This is a genomic window from Streptomyces sp. CB01580 (assembly GCF_001905795.1).
Lineage (GTDB): Bacteria > Actinomycetota > Actinomycetes > Streptomycetales > Streptomycetaceae > Streptomyces.
Genome location: NZ_LIXJ01000001.1, coordinates 385,850 through 399,846, shown reverse-complemented (window position 1 = coordinate 399,846; position 13,997 = coordinate 385,850). Strand labels below are relative to the sequence as shown.

The window sequence follows — 13,997 nt, the reverse complement described above, 5'->3', positions numbered from 1 at the left end:
GGGTGGTTGGCGTTGAGGAACAGCAGCTGGATGCCGGGAAGTTGCCTGGTGTACGGCAGGGACGGCAGGGAGGGCCTGCGGCTCCGGTGCTGGGGGTCATGGCCCGCCTGCGCGTTCCCCCGTCGTCGTGGACGGCCCCAGGGTGACAGCCTGCCGCCCTCGGCCGAATCAGTGGTTCGGTCGGGGGCGCGGTGCGCGAAGCACCCCGGGCGGGTATCCGGAGCAGTGAGCGACGGGTGCGACCCCGTCTTCTGGCAGAGGGTACGACAAAGGCGGCACGTGATGAATGACCGACCGAGTTCCGACACGGCTCGGCCCGAATACGCCCACAGCACCGACCCGGCCATGCTGGGCATCTACCTCAACGACCACCTGATGGGCGCAACCACGGGGGTGGAGCGGGTTCGCCGTCTGGTACGCACCGTTCGCGGTTCGGCGCTTGCCGGGGCTCTCGAACCCGTCGCCGCCGAGATCGTCCAAGACCGGATGACTCTGCTCGGCATCATGAGAGACCTGGGCATCCCGGTGCGCCGCTACAAGGTCTGCGCGGGCTGGACGGCCGAAAAGGTGGCGCGCCTGAAGAGCAATGGTCGCCTCGCCCGGCGTTCTCCGCTGAGCACCTTCCTGGAATTGGAGATGCTACGACTGGCGGTGGAAGGCAAGACAGCCGGATGGCAGACCCTCCGCAGACTTACCGCCACCGAGAAGCGCTTGGATCCGCAACTGCTCGACGACCTCCTCGACCGGGCTCGGCGACAGCAAGGCGTAGTGGAAGAGTGGCGCACCCGCCAGGCCACTTCAGCCTTTGGGACAACTTGACACACACCGTTGCGCGCCGTAAACGGGCCTCTTGTGTCGGTCTGCCCCGTCGTCGGCAAAGACTGATCGCGTTGGCGGGGCGATGCGTTCCTCGTGAGCGATGAGGTGCGGGGCCGGTGTTCCGCCCTGTAGGGGCCAGGACGTGGAGGCGCTGGCAGTGGCGGGTGACAGCCCGCTCAGTGGCCTCGCCGAGGTTGTTCCACAAATGCCACCTGTCAGCGGCCTGAATAGCCTGGGGTGCCCCAGTCGTGCCGTCCTCCGCGAAGAACGGCGCGCGGGCCAGTCTGAGGGCGTGGCCCGTACGCCGCAACCCGGTAACCGCCTGAAGGCGACGGCGACTCTCGGCGCAGCAACCACGTCATCGAGGGGCGGACCGGTGCCCGAAGAAGTGCCACCTGCGCGGCCCGCTACTGCCCGGGGAGACCGGGCGGTCGTCGTGGGGCCGGTGCGCATGCTCCGCTCGGTGGGTGCCGCGTTGGCCTGGTGCATCTTCGCGATCGGCGGTCGGCTCGCGGCCTGGTTGTCCGAGGGCCCGGAGCGAGGCTCTGGAATGGTGGGATGGGCGACGCCCAGCGGCCACGATCAGGCTCAGCCCGAACATGGCCAGCGCCCCGACGACGATGCCGTAGAGGAACAGTGTGCCGGTGGACCCGGTCACGTGATATCCGAACACCGAGAAGCCGTTGGTGAGCTGGTGAGCGCTGCCGCCGTTGGCGAAAATGTCGGCCGCGGCAACGACAACCGCGGCGATCAGAATGATGAGCCCCAGGAGGAGAATCATGGCGTGCTCCGGGAATTGCGGCGTATATCCAGGTTAAGTCCGTTCAGGAGATCTGAGCGTCAGACCCCGGCCAGGCTGCATGGTCGCTGTCACATGCGACATGCCACCCCGTCCTGCTCTGGGCACCTGTTGCCGACACCGCCTTTCACCAGGTGCCAGGAGGGCACGTGGCCGTCGGCCTTTGGCAGTACTGCACGCGCACAGGCGGGCCCATGCCCGGCCTGCGGTGTGGCTGACCGTTGTTGATGCTGCTGGCCAATTTGTCAGTAAGACGGGCAGGGAGGACGATTTAGAAGGGCTGGGGCCTCATGCGTGATCGGAGGAAGCCGTGATCGTCATTGGAGTCGTCCTGTTGATTTTGGCGTTCTTGACCAAGATCGCCATCCTGTGGACGGTCGGGATCATTCTGATCGTGATCGGAGCGGTCCTGTTCTTGCTGGGAAGCGTGGGTCACGCGGTCGGCGGACGACGGCATTACTGGTAGATACCGCACCTGAGCGGAGTTCCTCCGCCTATTGCTCGAGTGTGGAATCGTTCCGCACTGGAAGATCATTCACAAAGGAAGGCCGACCATGGGCATCGCCAAGAAGATCGCGCACAAAGCCGAAGCGATCAAAGGTGGCTCCAAAAAGGTTGCCGGCCGAGGGGCAGGTAGCCGACGTCTGCAGGCGGAAGGCCGCGGCGACCAGATCAAGGGCAACATCAAACAGGCTGGGGCGAAGATCAAGGATGCTTTCAAGCATTGACCAGTGCGGCCCATAGTCGGGCGCTAAGAGAATCTCAACACCTTGTCACGGAAGCGAAATTCGAGTCACCAGCTGTGTCCGCGACGAGGAAGAACTCGGGTCAAGCCGCCCCGCGAACGCCCCAGCGCGGCTTCAGCCTTGCGCGGTGCTTCCGGTGGACCCGGCGGCCGCCCGGCACGGTCGGGGTCGGCCGCAGCTGCCTACTGCGCACCTTCTTGATCCTTTCGTCCCTTATGCAGCCCCCTCTGACTGCTCGATGGCCTACTCCAGGGCGGCCAGCACGTCCACACCCACCCGTGCGCCCGCGCCTTCTTCGGCGTCGCCGATACGATCTTCCTGTCTACGCAGCCTCTCAGTGCGGCAGTTCCGGCATCCTGATGCCGACATGATCGGTAGGTATGCCTGTCGGCGTATGGGTACAGCCGCCACCACCCTGGTCGGTGTGTGGAGCGCGTCGTCACAGCAGTAGAGCGTTTCTTCCCTCTATGGGAGACGATCGGTGTATGGGTGACGGTCGGTGTGGCTGGTGCGGAGTTCCACTGCCGGATTCGGCGGGCCCGGGTCGGCGGTATTGCCGGCAGGCGCACCGGCAGGCGGCCTGGCGGGCCAGGCGTCGCTGGCAGGCGGCGACGGAGGCGCGACAGGCGCTGGCGTTCGCGGAAGCGGATTCTCTCACGCAGGCGCAGACCGCAATCCGGCAAGCGAGCGACTCATGCCCGGGGCGTGGAGCGCAGCGCTGTCATGTTGCCGCGGTGGCGGAGCTGCCCTGGCTGGCCGGACAGCTGGTGCGCCGTGCGGTGTTGGCGGACCGGCGAGCAGGGGCCCCCTGGGCGCAGATCGGTGCTGGCCTGGGCATCAGCGCGGAGGCGGCCAGAAGTCGCTTCGGGCGCTTGGAGGGGTCACTGCCCGGTGCCGCCGGGGCAGGTGAGAGTACGAGGGACCTTGCCGGCGCTGGCGCAGGTCCCGGTACGCATCTGATCGGCGCCGTGGTGGACGATTTCGTGCGGGAGACGGGCGCCTCCGGGTGCTTGGTGTACCTGCTGCCGCCGGGCGGCCGGGTGCTGCGGCTGGCGATGCTGAGTGGGGTTCCCCGGCAGGTCGCCGCGCACTGGACGCAGGTGCCGCTGGCGGCCCGCACCCCGGCGACCGACGCCGTGCGCGAGCGCTGTCTGGTGTGGATAGGCTGCCAGGAAGAGATGGCGCGGCACTACCCGCAGATGGCGCTCGCGCTGCCTTACCCCTTCTCGGCGGCCGCTGCCCCCATCACCACCGGCACCACCGCGTGGGGCGCCCTGGTCGTGCGGTGGCCCGGCTCGCATCCACCGGCGCTGACCCGACACGAACGCAACGCGGTCCGTACCTCCTGCCGCCGTCTGGGCCTTCTGCTGCGGCAGGCCGCCGACAGCGGCCACCCGCTGCTGCCCGGGTCCGAGCCGCAGGTCCTGCCCTCCCTGCGTGCCCACGCTCGCAGGCCGACACAGGAGGCGGCAGCGGCGGACTTCGCCGAGCGCCTGCCCGGAGGGTGCTGCACCTTGGACCTCGACGGCCGGATCACCTTCATCACAAACACCGCCGCCGACCTTCTCGGCGCCAGCTCCGCCGAGCTGCTGGACGCCCTGCCCCGGCAGGTCCTGCCGTGGCTGGACGACCCAGTCGTCGAAGACCGCTACCGGGCCGTGGTGCTCAGCCACCAGCCGACCTCCTTCACCGCCCTGCGGCCACCGGACAGGTGGCTGTCCTTCCACCTCTACCCGGGCGTCTCCGGCGTTAGCGTCCGCATTGTCCCGGCCTCCCCAGCCCCTGCCTCGGAGACGTCAGAGCTCCCGCTCCCCGCACCACCGGCTGCACCGGGCCGGTCGACCGCCCACCACCACCTGATGCACCTCGCCGCCACGCTGACCGAGGCCGTCGGGGTCACGGACGTGATCGACCGGATCGCTGACCTGGTCCCGACTGCCTTCGAGGCCCAGGGCCTCGCCCTGATGATCGCGGAGGAGGGCCGACTGCGGGTCATCGGCCACCGCGGCTACACCGCCGAACACATGGACCACTTCGACGGCGCCCCCCTGGCCTCGGACACCCCTGCCGTGCGTGTCCTGACCAGCGGCGTCCCCAGCTTCTACGCCACCTTCTCAGACCTCAAGCGCGCGTATCCCCCCGCCGTCCTGCAGGGCGGCAAGGCCGCCTGGGCCTTCCTGCCCCTGATCGCCTCCGGCCGCCCCGTCGGCTCGCTGGTCCTCGCCTACGACCGGCCGCATCCCTTCACTCCCGAGGAACGAGCTGTCCTCACCGCGACCGCCGGCCTGATCGCCCAGGCCCTGGATCGCGCTCTCCTCTACGACGCCACGCACGCTCTCGCCCACAGTCTGCAAGCCAGCCTGCTGCCCCAAACGCTGCCCCGCGTCCCCGGGCTGGACGTGGCCACCTACTACCTCCCCACCGCTCATGGCATCGACGTCGGCGGCGACTTCTACGACCTCATACACATCGGTACCGACCTCGCGGCCGCAGCGATCGGCGACGTCCAAGGCCACAACGTGAACGCCGCCGCCCTCATGGGGCAGGTCCGCACCGCTGTCCACGCCACCGCCGGCGCACCGCCCGGCCAAGTCCTCGCCCGTACCAACCGCCTGCTCACCGACCTCGACCCTGGCTTGTTCACCAGCTGCCTTTACGTCCAGCTCGATCTGGCACGCCAGCGCGCCTGCCTGGCCACCGCGGGGCACCCGCCCCCACTCCTGCGCCACCCCGACCTGCACACCGAGGTCCTCCCGCTGACGCCCGGGCTCCTGCTTGGCATTGACCCCGCCGCCGACTATCCGGAGACCGAGATCCGCCTGCCGCCCGGGGCTGTGCTCGCCCTGTACACGGACGGACTCGTCGAAACCCCCGGCATCGACTTCGAGGACGCCATCACCGACCTCGCCGCTCAGCTCGCACAGGCCCGGAGCCAGACCCTGGACGCCCTCGCCGGCACCCTCATCCACCACGCCCAACGGTCCGCCCCCCGTAACGACGACATCGCCCTGCTCCTCATTCGGCCACAACAACACCGCCGCTGACACCAGTGGCGGGCGACATCGACGCAGCCGCGGACGGCACCGTCCGGCACGTCAACAGCGTCGGCGGCATCTACCGCTATGCCGGAGACCAGCCGGGCTGATCCGCACTGTGACCGGGACCGCAACGCTGACTGATTGCCAGCCTTGAGACGTTCAGGAGCTCCAGCCGCCCGGCGAGGCGTACGCCGAGTGGTTCCACGTACAGCCAGGCATGGGCCCCTCACACATCGAGGGCTCCGGCGTCCGGGACGACGCAGACGCACTCGGCCTGATGCACCGCATGGCCAAACTCGGCCCACAGACCGACATGTTGATCACCGAGGAGACCTGCTTCCGCGTCCTTGACGGCGAGAACGAGATCTCTCCCCCCGAGCGGAGGCGGGCTGGCGCTATGCGCCCACCTCATCGCCCCGTCTGCTCGGTGCCGCTCAGAGTCGCCTTCCTGATCAGCTGTTCCCCACGCGATTCCTGAGCAGAGTCTGTGGGCTGAGCGGTGCCTTTTCCTGAGCTGTCGCGGTGAGAGGGACGTAGCGTGCGAGAGCCGCCGCGCGGGCGCGGTACATCAGCTGGTCGACCGCGCCCGCGACCTCTTTGCCCGCCGTAGCCGCGGCTACTGAGCCCGTTCTTCCGTAGGCGCTGATCGCCGTATGGAGGAACCGTGCTTCCGCGACAGCCGCAACGGACCCGCCGCCGGGTCCTGGCGAGGGCGTTCCTGTGACGGCCAGTCGGCCGGCCCGTGCCCGGGCCTCACTCTCCGGGGCCCGAAGGCCGGTCCGGGGGAGCGGCTCGGTACGGAGCGGCGCGGCGGCGGTGACTGGTGTCGCACCACGGAAGGGTTCGGCTGCGTCGACACGTACAGACAGCGACGACGAAGCGGTCCGAGACATGCGTGACGCCATCGGGCCCCTCCACCTCCACCGGCCCCTCGATCAGCAACGGGCCTCGTTCGGTCACGACGACACGGCGCGGGGGATCAGTCTCGTTCGGCACGGATGACCACCAACTCCTCGGTCGTCCCCTCGCCGTCCAGCAGCCTTTGCTCGCGCAGCCAGTTCAACCGCGACAGCAGAACGGGGCCGAAGGGGATGCGCACGCGGTTGCTGACGACCGCGTTCAGGCCTACATGTCCGAGGAGCCGCAGTGAGGCATCGGGGTCACACAGGCCGGAGTGCACCATCAGGAGCACCCCGCCCCGACGCAGCGCCGTGGGCGCGCCCGCACAGACTCGGTCGACCACGGCCCGGCCGTCGGTCCCGGCGTCCCACGCACGGGCGGCGCCGTGCCGAGGGGTGTCCGGGGCCGGCGCGGGCACGTACGGCGGGTTGCACAACACGAGATCGTAGGCGTAGGCGCGGACGGCGGAGGTCAGATCATCTCGGCGCACGGTGATACGCCGACGGTGCAGCATTGCATTGAGGCGTGCTGTCACCACCGCGCGGCGCGAGATGTCGACGGCCGTCACCCTGCCGCCCAACTGTGCGGCCCGCACGGCCAGCACCCCGCTCCCGGTTCCGATGTCCAGCACCGTCGCCCCAGGCCGGACGCCCTCACGGTCGAGGGCCCCCATCAGCAGCCGTGTGTCGTGCTGAGGTGCGTAGACGCCCGGCAGTCTCACCAGGAAGGGGCCAGGGAGGTCCAGGAGTGTCTCGGCCATGCGTTTGCTCCCGTCGGGGGAAGCAGGACGTGGTTCCATGGTGCGCTCGGAGGCGGGCGGCCGCCTCTCGGAGCGACGGCACGTGCCGGTTCGTACGCCGTGTGCCGTCCCTCACCCGCCCCAGACCGTGAGCAGCCGGGTGCCGAGGCGGTCCTCGAGATACGAGGTCGCGGTGATGCCGAACGCGACGTCCGGCTCCAGCTCCGGTTCGTCGTCGAGGAGTCCGCCGATCACCTCACGTCGTACGACCTGCTCGTGTACGGCGTCGGCCTCAACGTGTTCGGTGTAGAAGCGTTTCGCGGACGGCCCCGCGCCGGTGCGCTCCATGGCGCCCGCGAGGCGCCGGGAGGCCGGTGACGAGGTGATCTCCACGGTGGCGAAGTGGCCCACCAGGGCTCCCCGCAGACGCCGGTGCAGTCCGAAGAGCGACATGGCGTTCACCAGGGCGAGCATCTCCGCGTATCCCACGTCCAAGTAGTGACCGTAGGCCGTCTCCAGGCCGAGATCCGACATGAGATCCGCGAACAGCCGGGCGTGCACCCGGTCCGCCCTGCCCGCACCGAACTCGTCGTACTCGACGGCAGCCATCCCGGCCTTGGCGCGACCGCTGAGTCGAGGCAGCACCCAGGCGTGCGGATCCGCCTCTTTGAGGTGGTAGAGGGAACGCTGCGCCGCGTAGGCGCGGAGATGATCCAGCGTCCCGTGCTCCTCGAGGAATTCCGGTACGCTGCGGCCGCCGACGGCGTCGACCGCCAGATCGGCGAGGAGAGAACCGAGCGGCCGGCGGGCACACGCGTCGCGGCGCAGAGCGGTCAGGAAGCGGTTCTCCAACGCGGCACGGAGCGCGAGGAGCGTGGGGTCCCATTCCCAGCCGGGATCCACCCCGTCGAACCCTCGGTAGTGCAGTTCGTAGCAGGTGTACAGGGCCAGTTGCAGATCGTCGCCGTAGGCGTCGGCCCCTTCCGCCGCCGCTGTCGCGGGCGGTGGGCGGTCGTCGCGAAGGGCCCCGGACACCCCGAGGGAGAGAGGACCGCGCTCCCTGGGAAGGACCGGCTTGTGATGGTGGTCGGCCATGCCTTCACATCCCTGCCGTCTCAGGAGTGCACGCTCGCGATGAACGCCGCGCGTGCGGGGCGGGGGAGCGGCACACGGACCGGGCCGTACCTTCCTGCTGCTTGATGTTCGGCCTGTCCGAGGAAACCCGCATCTCCCGATGCGACCGGCAATCCGTTCGTCGAGCCGTCAGAAAACAGCACGCTGCAGCACCGGCATTGGTCGCGGTGTCGGCACCCGCGGTGGACGGGACGGGACCGCGCGCTTCCGGGAGCGGGACCGTTCCGGGCCGGTCTCAGATCAGCGGAACGAACGACGATGGCGACCGTTACCACGAGAATGATGACCGGGATGATCCACACCCGCGGGGACCGGTGCCTGGGAGACGGATCCTCCGGGCCACCTCCACGCGGCCGGTGCTCGGGAAGGGCTGCGTCATAGGGCCGGTCGCAGCGTAGAACTCTGAGTCGGACATGACACAGGCCCTTCTCTCGCCTGAGCGTCCCACTTGAGTGGGACGCCCCCACATGCCCATGGTCTCACCTCCGGTTCCACCGCGACGGGGCTGCGGCGTGTGCGTGCCGGTGCGGCGCCGCGGTGCAGCGGCCGCCGAGCCGCGAGGCGACCTCGGCGCCGTCGCCGATGCGGGCCGGGCATCTCGCCGCTGACCCGGACATCGTGCTGCACCAACTCGAGTGTCAGCAAAAGCCCTATACCATGAAATAATGCCGCAATGCGGTGAGGGCAGTACGTTGTTTCCGCCTTCGGAGGGTGACCGGCTGCGGCCGAAGAAGACGAGACGCGGCGCCACCAGGCTGCCCGGACAGGGAGTCGGCCGAAAAGGCCGGTGACCGGCAGGGTGGCCGGACGAGTGGAGCTGGACGTCCGGCTCATATGTCCGCGCCGCAGGTCATGAGGCGTGCGGCCGACCAGTTGCAGGAGTTGCTGCGCTGGAGCAGGCGCTGGCCGGCCTCCCCGGCGTCTCCGGGGCACCCGCGTACCTCGTGCGATCGAGGGGCTGCGACGGCTTGATGGTCGCCGTCAGCCCGGTGCGCCCGGCGCGGGACAGAATTTCAGCAACGATGCCTATCTGGTCCCGTCGCGGTACACCGACGGGTTCCGGACCACGTGGGGCGGGCGGCAGAGGGGTTCGAGCGTGGGAGCGGGGCCGTCGGACACGCCGACAGGAGCTGACGATGACAGGGTGAGGGCCGGCGGTCGCGCGACCGCCTCGACGAAGTCGCGAGCGTGCACGGCGGGCGAGCCGAGGAGTGCACTTGTCTCGGAGCGCCGGTCAGGGAGCGCCTTGACCCGCTCCGGGCAGTTGGACGCGCACGATGCCGTCGGCATCCACCCGCACACGGAAGGCCGGTTGAGGTGCGGTGGCCGGTCCGTGCACGTTGGCGCCGTCCGACAGCCGGAAGACACTGCCGTGCCAGGGGCATTCCACGCAGCCGTCGGTGATCCTGCCCTCGGAGAGAGGGCCCGACAGATGACTGCAACGCTCCGCGATGACGCGGATCCGCCCGTCCTCGCACCGGAACACCAGAAGGGGCACCTCGCCCAACTGCCGCCGGACCGCCACACCCACCGGGAAGTCCTCCAGGGGCCCGACGGCGTGCCAGCCCGCTTCCAGCAGGCGTGTGACGGACTCGGACTTGTTGGCGCCGACCGCCTGCCGGTAGGCGAGATGACCGCCCAGCAGTCCGCCGACGCCCACGGCGCACAGTCCCGCGAGCCCGAGTGCTTTCGCCGCTGCCGCCCGGCCGCCCTGACGGCGATGCACCCACGAGCGGGCGTACAGCACCAGGGCGGTGGTGACGAACGCCGCATGGACCAGCCCGGTGCGCAGGTGCTCGGGCGGCTGCTCCGCCCAGTCCACCCAACCGGCCAGGGTCGCGGGTACCGCCGTCACCACGCCCACGCCCACCAGGACGCGGGCCCCGCGACGGCTGCCGGGAACGAAGTCCAGCACCGTCGCCGACAACCATGCCCCGATCGGCACCTGCACGAGAGCGGGGTGCAGCGGATGACCGATCGGCAGCCCCCGTAGCGCATCACGGGAGGGGCCGAGGGGCAGACCACGTACCACCCGCCGCAACGGCGCCGACAGGGCGTCGAGCTCCTTCGCGCGGCCCGGGGCGTCGAGCCAGTTCGGCACAAGACGCTCGGTCCGGCTGACGTCGGGGTGCGCGCCATCGGGCGAACCCGGGTCCGAGCAGTCCGTCATTTCGGCTCTTTCCGTCTTTTTCTCCCAAGGCCGCATGGCAGGCGTCTGCCATGCGCGCGCGCCCCTCAAACGTCGCGGGGAACCGCTCCACCCCGCTGGCCGCAGCGTTCGCGCGGCGACGAGTGAGGAGGCAGGTGGCGAGAGGCTCAGGCCGACTCGTTCTCTTCCTCCTCCTCGTTTTCGGGCTCCTCCGCGTCGTCCTCCCAGGCCTCGTCCGGCTCTTCCTCGTCTTCCTCGCTCTCCTCTGCCGACTCGCGGTCCTGCCTGGCCTCCTCGTCCTCGACGGCCTGTTCGTGGGTCCGTACGACCTCGCCGTCACGGATCTCACCGCGCCAGCCCTCGGGCTCCTCATCGGCGAGAGTGACATGGCGCTGGAAGTGTTTGAGGTCCAGCCGCAGCCTGCGGCCCTGCGCGCGCCAGAGATTGCCGGTCTTCTCGAACAGCCCCGATGCGTAGTACTCGACGACCAGCACGATGCGTGTCAGGCCAGGGGTCAGCTCGTGGAAGGTCACGGCACCCCGTGTCGTTCCCTTGGCGCCCTCGGACGTCCAGGCGATGCGTTCGTCCGGCACCTGCTCGTGGACGGTCGCCTTCCAGCCGCGGGTCGAGGGGCCGACCTTCACCTTCCAGTCGCTCGTGGTCTCGTCGGCCGTCGAGACGTTGCGCACGCCCTTGGTGAAGCCGCTGAACTTCTCGTAGCGGGTCCAGTGGTCATAGGCGGTGCGCAGGGGGACTCCCACGTCGACCACCTCGACGATGTTGGTGACCTTGGTGTCTCCTGGCGCACTCCCCTTGCCACCGCGAAGGCCGCCCGCCTTGTTCAGGAGCGTTTCCTTGACGCTCTTCGCCGTTCCGGAGAACAGCGCCTTGACGGGGGAGCGGCCGGCGAGGAGACCCGCACCCACCTGGGAGAGCGAACCACGTTTGTTCGCGACGTCGGTGAGCTGGTCCGTCACGTCGAACAGCTTGTCGCTCGCCCTCTCCGCCAGGTCTCCGACGCGAGCGGCCAGGTAGTCCGTCAGTTCGTCGCGGAACCGGTCGAAGCCCGAATCCAGGGTTTCTGCGTGCCGTCGTGTCATGGCTCGTCACCTCCGGCGCTCGGCGCGTGGGGAGGCCTTCTCCGCGGAAGGAGCCCTCTTTTTCGGTGCGGCCCTTTCGTCGGTCCGTCGCCTGGCCGTGGGCTTCCTGGAAGGCGCGGTCTTCCCGGCTCCTCCCTGTCTGCGGTCACCCGCCGTGCGCTTGCCGCCTTCTCCGGTCGCGCGACTTGCCGGCTTCCCCCCTGAGGCCCCGGCGGTCCGCGGCGCTCTTCTCCGGCCCTCAGGGGCCTGCTCCTCCTCGGCGAGATCCTCTTCCTCGCCCTCCGCTTCGTCCTGGGGGAGGTCTTCCTCGTCCCGGTCTTCTTCCTCGTCGCCGCCTTCCAGCTGAAGAGTCCGCTCGTGGAGAGAGCCGGCGAGCGAGGAGAGACGGCGTTCGGCGGCCGCCGATACGGCCTCGCGGCCGGCCGCCATCAGTTCGCCCCGCAATTGGCCACCCAGGTCCGCGACCTGGGGAATCTCGCCGAGCCTGCGCATGCCCTGGCTCATGAGCTTCCGCGGCTCGACCCCGTAGTGGCGGCCGGCCGCGTAGGACACCAACGTGAGCGCGAGCCGGCCCTTTTTAGTCCGTCCCAGGACGTAACCACCTGCCACTGCCGCAGCGAGCAACAGTCTGTTGACTTCAGTCATGGGTCTGTCACCCTCTCAAGGCGTCGAGGGAGGCCGCGTGGGAGCGGCTTCCTCCGTTCCGCTGTTCCGTGCTCGCGCCGTCTACCGCGCCTTCGCGGGCACGGGCACAAGGGGCACCTCGCTTTCCCAGCGGCCCTTGGAGCCGCACCGCGGAGCGAGGAGGACACGCCGGAACCGCGAACGGCCCGCACCTCTCGGGGCGCGCGGGCCGTCATGTGGATTCCACCCGCCGACCTTCCCCGGTCACGCGGCGGAAGGATGGTGCTCCACGGCTACAGAACGGGCGGCGGCGGAGGCGGCGGGGTGCGATCACGGCCGCGACTCATCTTCTTCTTGATCTCGCCCTTTGCCTGTTCGACCTTTCCCTCGGCTTCCTTTCGACGGTCTCCCGTCAACTTGCCCAGGGTTTCCTTGGCTTTGCCCTTGATCTTGTCCTTGCCGCTTCCGTGAGCCATTGCGACTCCTCCGATCGGCTGTTTCGGGCTCTCTTCCCAACGTAGTTCCTGCCTGGGGCATCGGCGCGGTGTGCGTCGCAGGATGCGGACCCGGGCGGCCTGAGGCCGGGAACCGGCCGTACTCCGCGGGACCCCGGGGAGATCCGCCGGCGCGGGCGCGGCGGAGCAACCGCTCCCCGCTCGGTCGCTGTTCTGCTGTGGCGGGGGACCGGCCTGGCGCATGCAATGAAAGAGTCCACTTTTTCCCCTCGTCGTGGCCTGCGGCTGCGTCGCCGACACAAGGAGCCGACATGCCGGCCGGATCGAGCAAGAAGCGGGAACGCCAGTACGAACACATAAAGGAGGGTGCCGAGAAGCGCGGAGCCTCGGAGAAGCGCGCGAAGGAGATCGCCGCACGCACCGTGAACAAGGAGCGGGCGCGGTCGGGTGAGGCCCGCACGTCGAGCAAGACCTCCACCGAGGACCCGAAATCTTCGTACCAGCGCGGTGGGCAGCGTTCCCACGGCGGCTCCCGGGGGCCGACGCGCGACCAGTTGTACGAGGAGGCCGAGGTGATCCTGTGGTGGGCCGCGCTGCTCGTGCTGTGGCTGACGCTCATCAGCTCGGTGGATGCCCTGGAGGCGTGCGTCGGCGCCACGGCCGCACTGCTGGGGGCGATCGCCGGATCGGAGGCCCGACGGGCGGTGGAGCGGCGATGAACCCGTGGCTCCTCTCGGGAGCCCTTTGCTGGTCCCGGCCGGATGCACGGTCGTCGCCGCCACCACGGGTTCCCTCGCCCGCAGGGCGGGGCCCAGAACTTCGCCACCCTCCTGATCTGCCTGGTCCTGCTCCTGCTCGCCCAGGGGTTCGCCCGGCCTTCGTACGGCGACGCCGCCCTGGTGCTCGCGCTCCTCGGCCCGGCCGGCACGCTGGTCCATGCCCGGCTCCTCGGCCCCGAACTGCCGGCCGCCTCGCACCGGGGCGGTTCACCGACCTGGCGGCGGTCCTCCTCACCTTCGCGGTCGTCCTCCCGCTCTGCGCGGCGGCCGGACCGGGGCGAGCGGCCGCCAAACTGCTGGTGACGGGAACCCTGTTGCTCGTGGGGAACCTCGTCGGGTCGAGCGCGCTGCGCCGGCCTGCGCGCGGGGTGGTCGCGGGTGACTGACGCCGTGGTTGTTCTCGCTCTGGGACTTGTCGTGGTGGCGGCGACCGCCGCAGCACTCGTGCGCGACCCCACCCGACAGGCGCTGGTGCTCTCCGTACTCGGCCTCGCCCTCGCCGTGTTGTTCCTCGTGCTACAGGCCCCCGACGTGGCGTTGTCGAAACTCGCCGTCGACTCGGCCCTGACACCGCTGTTGCTGCTCCTCACCGTGCGCAAGGCGCGCAGAAGCGCCCAGGACGACGGACGCGATGAGCCCGGAACGGCGGAGCAGGAGTAGCCGCCGCGCACGAAGCGTCCGCGCGGAGTCACCGAGTAGTGGCCGGGGCCGCCGG

14 protein-coding genes and 1 pseudogene are annotated in these 13,997 nt (G+C 69.6%); 7 read left to right on the top strand and 8 right to left on the bottom strand.

Going from position 1 to position 13,997, the window contains the following annotated elements:
* Positions 1-282: 282 nt before the first annotated feature.
* Positions 283-819: a hypothetical protein gene (locus tag AMK22_RS01460; protein WP_073781539.1), complete on the top strand. Its 537-nt coding sequence runs from the start codon at positions 283-285 to the stop codon at positions 817-819.
* Positions 820-1,177: 358 nt separating this feature from the next.
* Here AMK22_RS01460 and AMK22_RS01455 read toward each other — a convergent pair whose 3' ends face one another.
* The gene (locus AMK22_RS01455) at positions 1,178-1,600 is read right to left on the bottom strand and encodes a hypothetical protein (protein ID WP_073781328.1); all 423 of its coding nucleotides are present in this window, start codon (positions 1,598-1,600) and stop codon (positions 1,178-1,180) included.
* Between the two features lie 328 nt (positions 1,601-1,928).
* Between AMK22_RS01455 and AMK22_RS39890 the strand changes: the two genes are divergently transcribed.
* The 3 genes from AMK22_RS39890 (at position 1,929) to AMK22_RS01445 (ending at position 5,408) form a co-directional block, all read left to right on the top strand.
* Positions 1,929-2,084, top strand: coding sequence for a DUF6131 family protein (locus AMK22_RS39890; protein ID WP_143203513.1), 156 nt, complete (start codon positions 1,929-1,931; stop codon positions 2,082-2,084).
* An 88-nt stretch (positions 2,085-2,172) separates the two neighbouring features.
* Complete coding sequence (locus tag AMK22_RS01450) at positions 2,173-2,346, top strand: CsbD family protein (RefSeq protein ID WP_073781327.1); 174 nt, start codon at positions 2,173-2,175, stop codon at positions 2,344-2,346.
* A 986-nt stretch (positions 2,347-3,332) separates the two neighbouring features.
* Positions 3,333-5,408 (top strand): SpoIIE family protein phosphatase, encoded by a 2,076-nt coding sequence (locus tag AMK22_RS01445; protein WP_242433789.1) that lies wholly within the window; start codon positions 3,333-3,335, stop codon positions 5,406-5,408.
* A 747-nt stretch (positions 5,409-6,155) separates the two neighbouring features.
* Here AMK22_RS01445 and AMK22_RS01435 read toward each other — a convergent pair.
* The 7 genes from AMK22_RS01435 to AMK22_RS01405 form a co-directional block, all read right to left on the bottom strand.
* Positions 6,156-6,320, bottom strand: coding sequence for a CDGSH iron-sulfur domain-containing protein (locus AMK22_RS01435; RefSeq protein WP_242433808.1), 165 nt, complete (start codon positions 6,318-6,320; stop codon positions 6,156-6,158).
* A 61-nt stretch (positions 6,321-6,381) separates the two neighbouring features.
* Positions 6,382-7,062: a HemK2/MTQ2 family protein methyltransferase gene (locus AMK22_RS01430; RefSeq protein WP_073781324.1), complete on the bottom strand. Its 681-nt coding sequence runs from the start codon at positions 7,060-7,062 to the stop codon at positions 6,382-6,384.
* A gap of 111 nt (positions 7,063-7,173) precedes the next feature.
* A complete protein-coding gene (locus AMK22_RS01425) occupies positions 7,174-8,136 on the bottom strand; it encodes an iron-containing redox enzyme family protein (RefSeq protein ID WP_073781323.1) in 963 nt (320 codons plus the stop codon).
* A 1,273-nt stretch (positions 8,137-9,409) separates the two neighbouring features.
* The gene (locus AMK22_RS01420) at positions 9,410-10,345 is read right to left on the bottom strand and encodes a Rieske (2Fe-2S) protein (protein ID WP_079185855.1); all 936 of its coding nucleotides are present in this window, start codon (positions 10,343-10,345) and stop codon (positions 9,410-9,412) included.
* 146 nt (positions 10,346-10,491) lie between these two features.
* Positions 10,492-11,424, bottom strand: coding sequence for an SRPBCC family protein (locus tag AMK22_RS01415; protein WP_073781322.1), 933 nt, complete (start codon positions 11,422-11,424; stop codon positions 10,492-10,494).
* Positions 11,425-11,430: 6 nt separating this feature from the next.
* Positions 11,431-12,069, bottom strand: coding sequence for a hypothetical protein (locus AMK22_RS01410; RefSeq protein WP_079185854.1), 639 nt, complete (start codon positions 12,067-12,069; stop codon positions 11,431-11,433).
* 272 nt (positions 12,070-12,341) lie between these two features.
* Positions 12,342-12,524 (bottom strand): CsbD family protein, encoded by a 183-nt coding sequence (locus tag AMK22_RS01405; protein ID WP_073781320.1) that lies wholly within the window; start codon positions 12,522-12,524, stop codon positions 12,342-12,344.
* 290 nt (positions 12,525-12,814) lie between these two features.
* On the opposite strand from AMK22_RS01405, the pseudogene AMK22_RS01400 reads away from it, so the two are divergent.
* The 3 genes and pseudogenes from AMK22_RS01400 to AMK22_RS01390 form a co-directional block, all read left to right on the top strand.
* Positions 12,815-13,075: pseudogene (locus tag AMK22_RS01400) on the top strand (plasmid stabilization protein); the annotation flags it as partial.
* Positions 13,076-13,264: 189 nt separating this feature from the next.
* Entirely contained in the window at positions 13,265-13,585 is a 321-nt protein-coding gene (locus AMK22_RS01395) for an MrpF/PhaF family protein (protein WP_242433788.1), read from the top strand.
* 75 nt (positions 13,586-13,660) lie between these two features.
* Positions 13,661-13,942 carry a hydrogenase subunit MbhD domain-containing protein gene (locus AMK22_RS01390; RefSeq protein WP_073781319.1) on the top strand — a complete coding sequence of 94 codons (282 nt, stop codon included), beginning with the start codon at positions 13,661-13,663 and terminating at the stop codon, positions 13,940-13,942.
* Positions 13,943-13,997 lie beyond the last annotated feature (55 nt).

Excerpts from the sequence above, each read along its gene's own strand:
- AMK22_RS01420 (WP_079185855.1), bottom strand. The coding sequence starts at position 10,345 with ATGACGGACTGCTCGGACCCGGGTTCGCCCGATGGCGCGCACCCCGAC.
- AMK22_RS01405 (WP_073781320.1), bottom strand. The coding sequence starts at position 12,524 with ATGGCTCACGGAAGCGGCAAGGACAAGATCAAGGGCAAAGCCAAGGAA.
- AMK22_RS01455 (WP_073781328.1), bottom strand. The coding sequence starts at position 1,600 with ATGATTCTCCTCCTGGGGCTCATCATTCTGATCGCCGCGGTTGTCGTT.
- AMK22_RS01410 (WP_079185854.1), bottom strand. The coding sequence starts at position 12,069 with ATGACTGAAGTCAACAGACTGTTGCTCGCTGCGGCAGTGGCAGGTGGT.
- AMK22_RS01450 (WP_073781327.1), top strand. The coding sequence starts at position 2,173 with ATGGGCATCGCCAAGAAGATCGCGCACAAAGCCGAAGCGATCAAAGGT.
- AMK22_RS01460 (WP_073781539.1), top strand. The coding sequence starts at position 283 with ATGAATGACCGACCGAGTTCCGACACGGCTCGGCCCGAATACGCCCAC.
- AMK22_RS01395 (WP_242433788.1), top strand. The coding sequence starts at position 13,265 with ATGCACGGTCGTCGCCGCCACCACGGGTTCCCTCGCCCGCAGGGCGGG.
- AMK22_RS01430 (WP_073781324.1), bottom strand. The coding sequence starts at position 7,062 with ATGGCCGAGACACTCCTGGACCTCCCTGGCCCCTTCCTGGTGAGACTG.
- AMK22_RS01425 (WP_073781323.1), bottom strand. The coding sequence starts at position 8,136 with ATGGCCGACCACCATCACAAGCCGGTCCTTCCCAGGGAGCGCGGTCCT.
- AMK22_RS01415 (WP_073781322.1), bottom strand. The coding sequence starts at position 11,424 with ATGACACGACGGCACGCAGAAACCCTGGATTCGGGCTTCGACCGGTTC.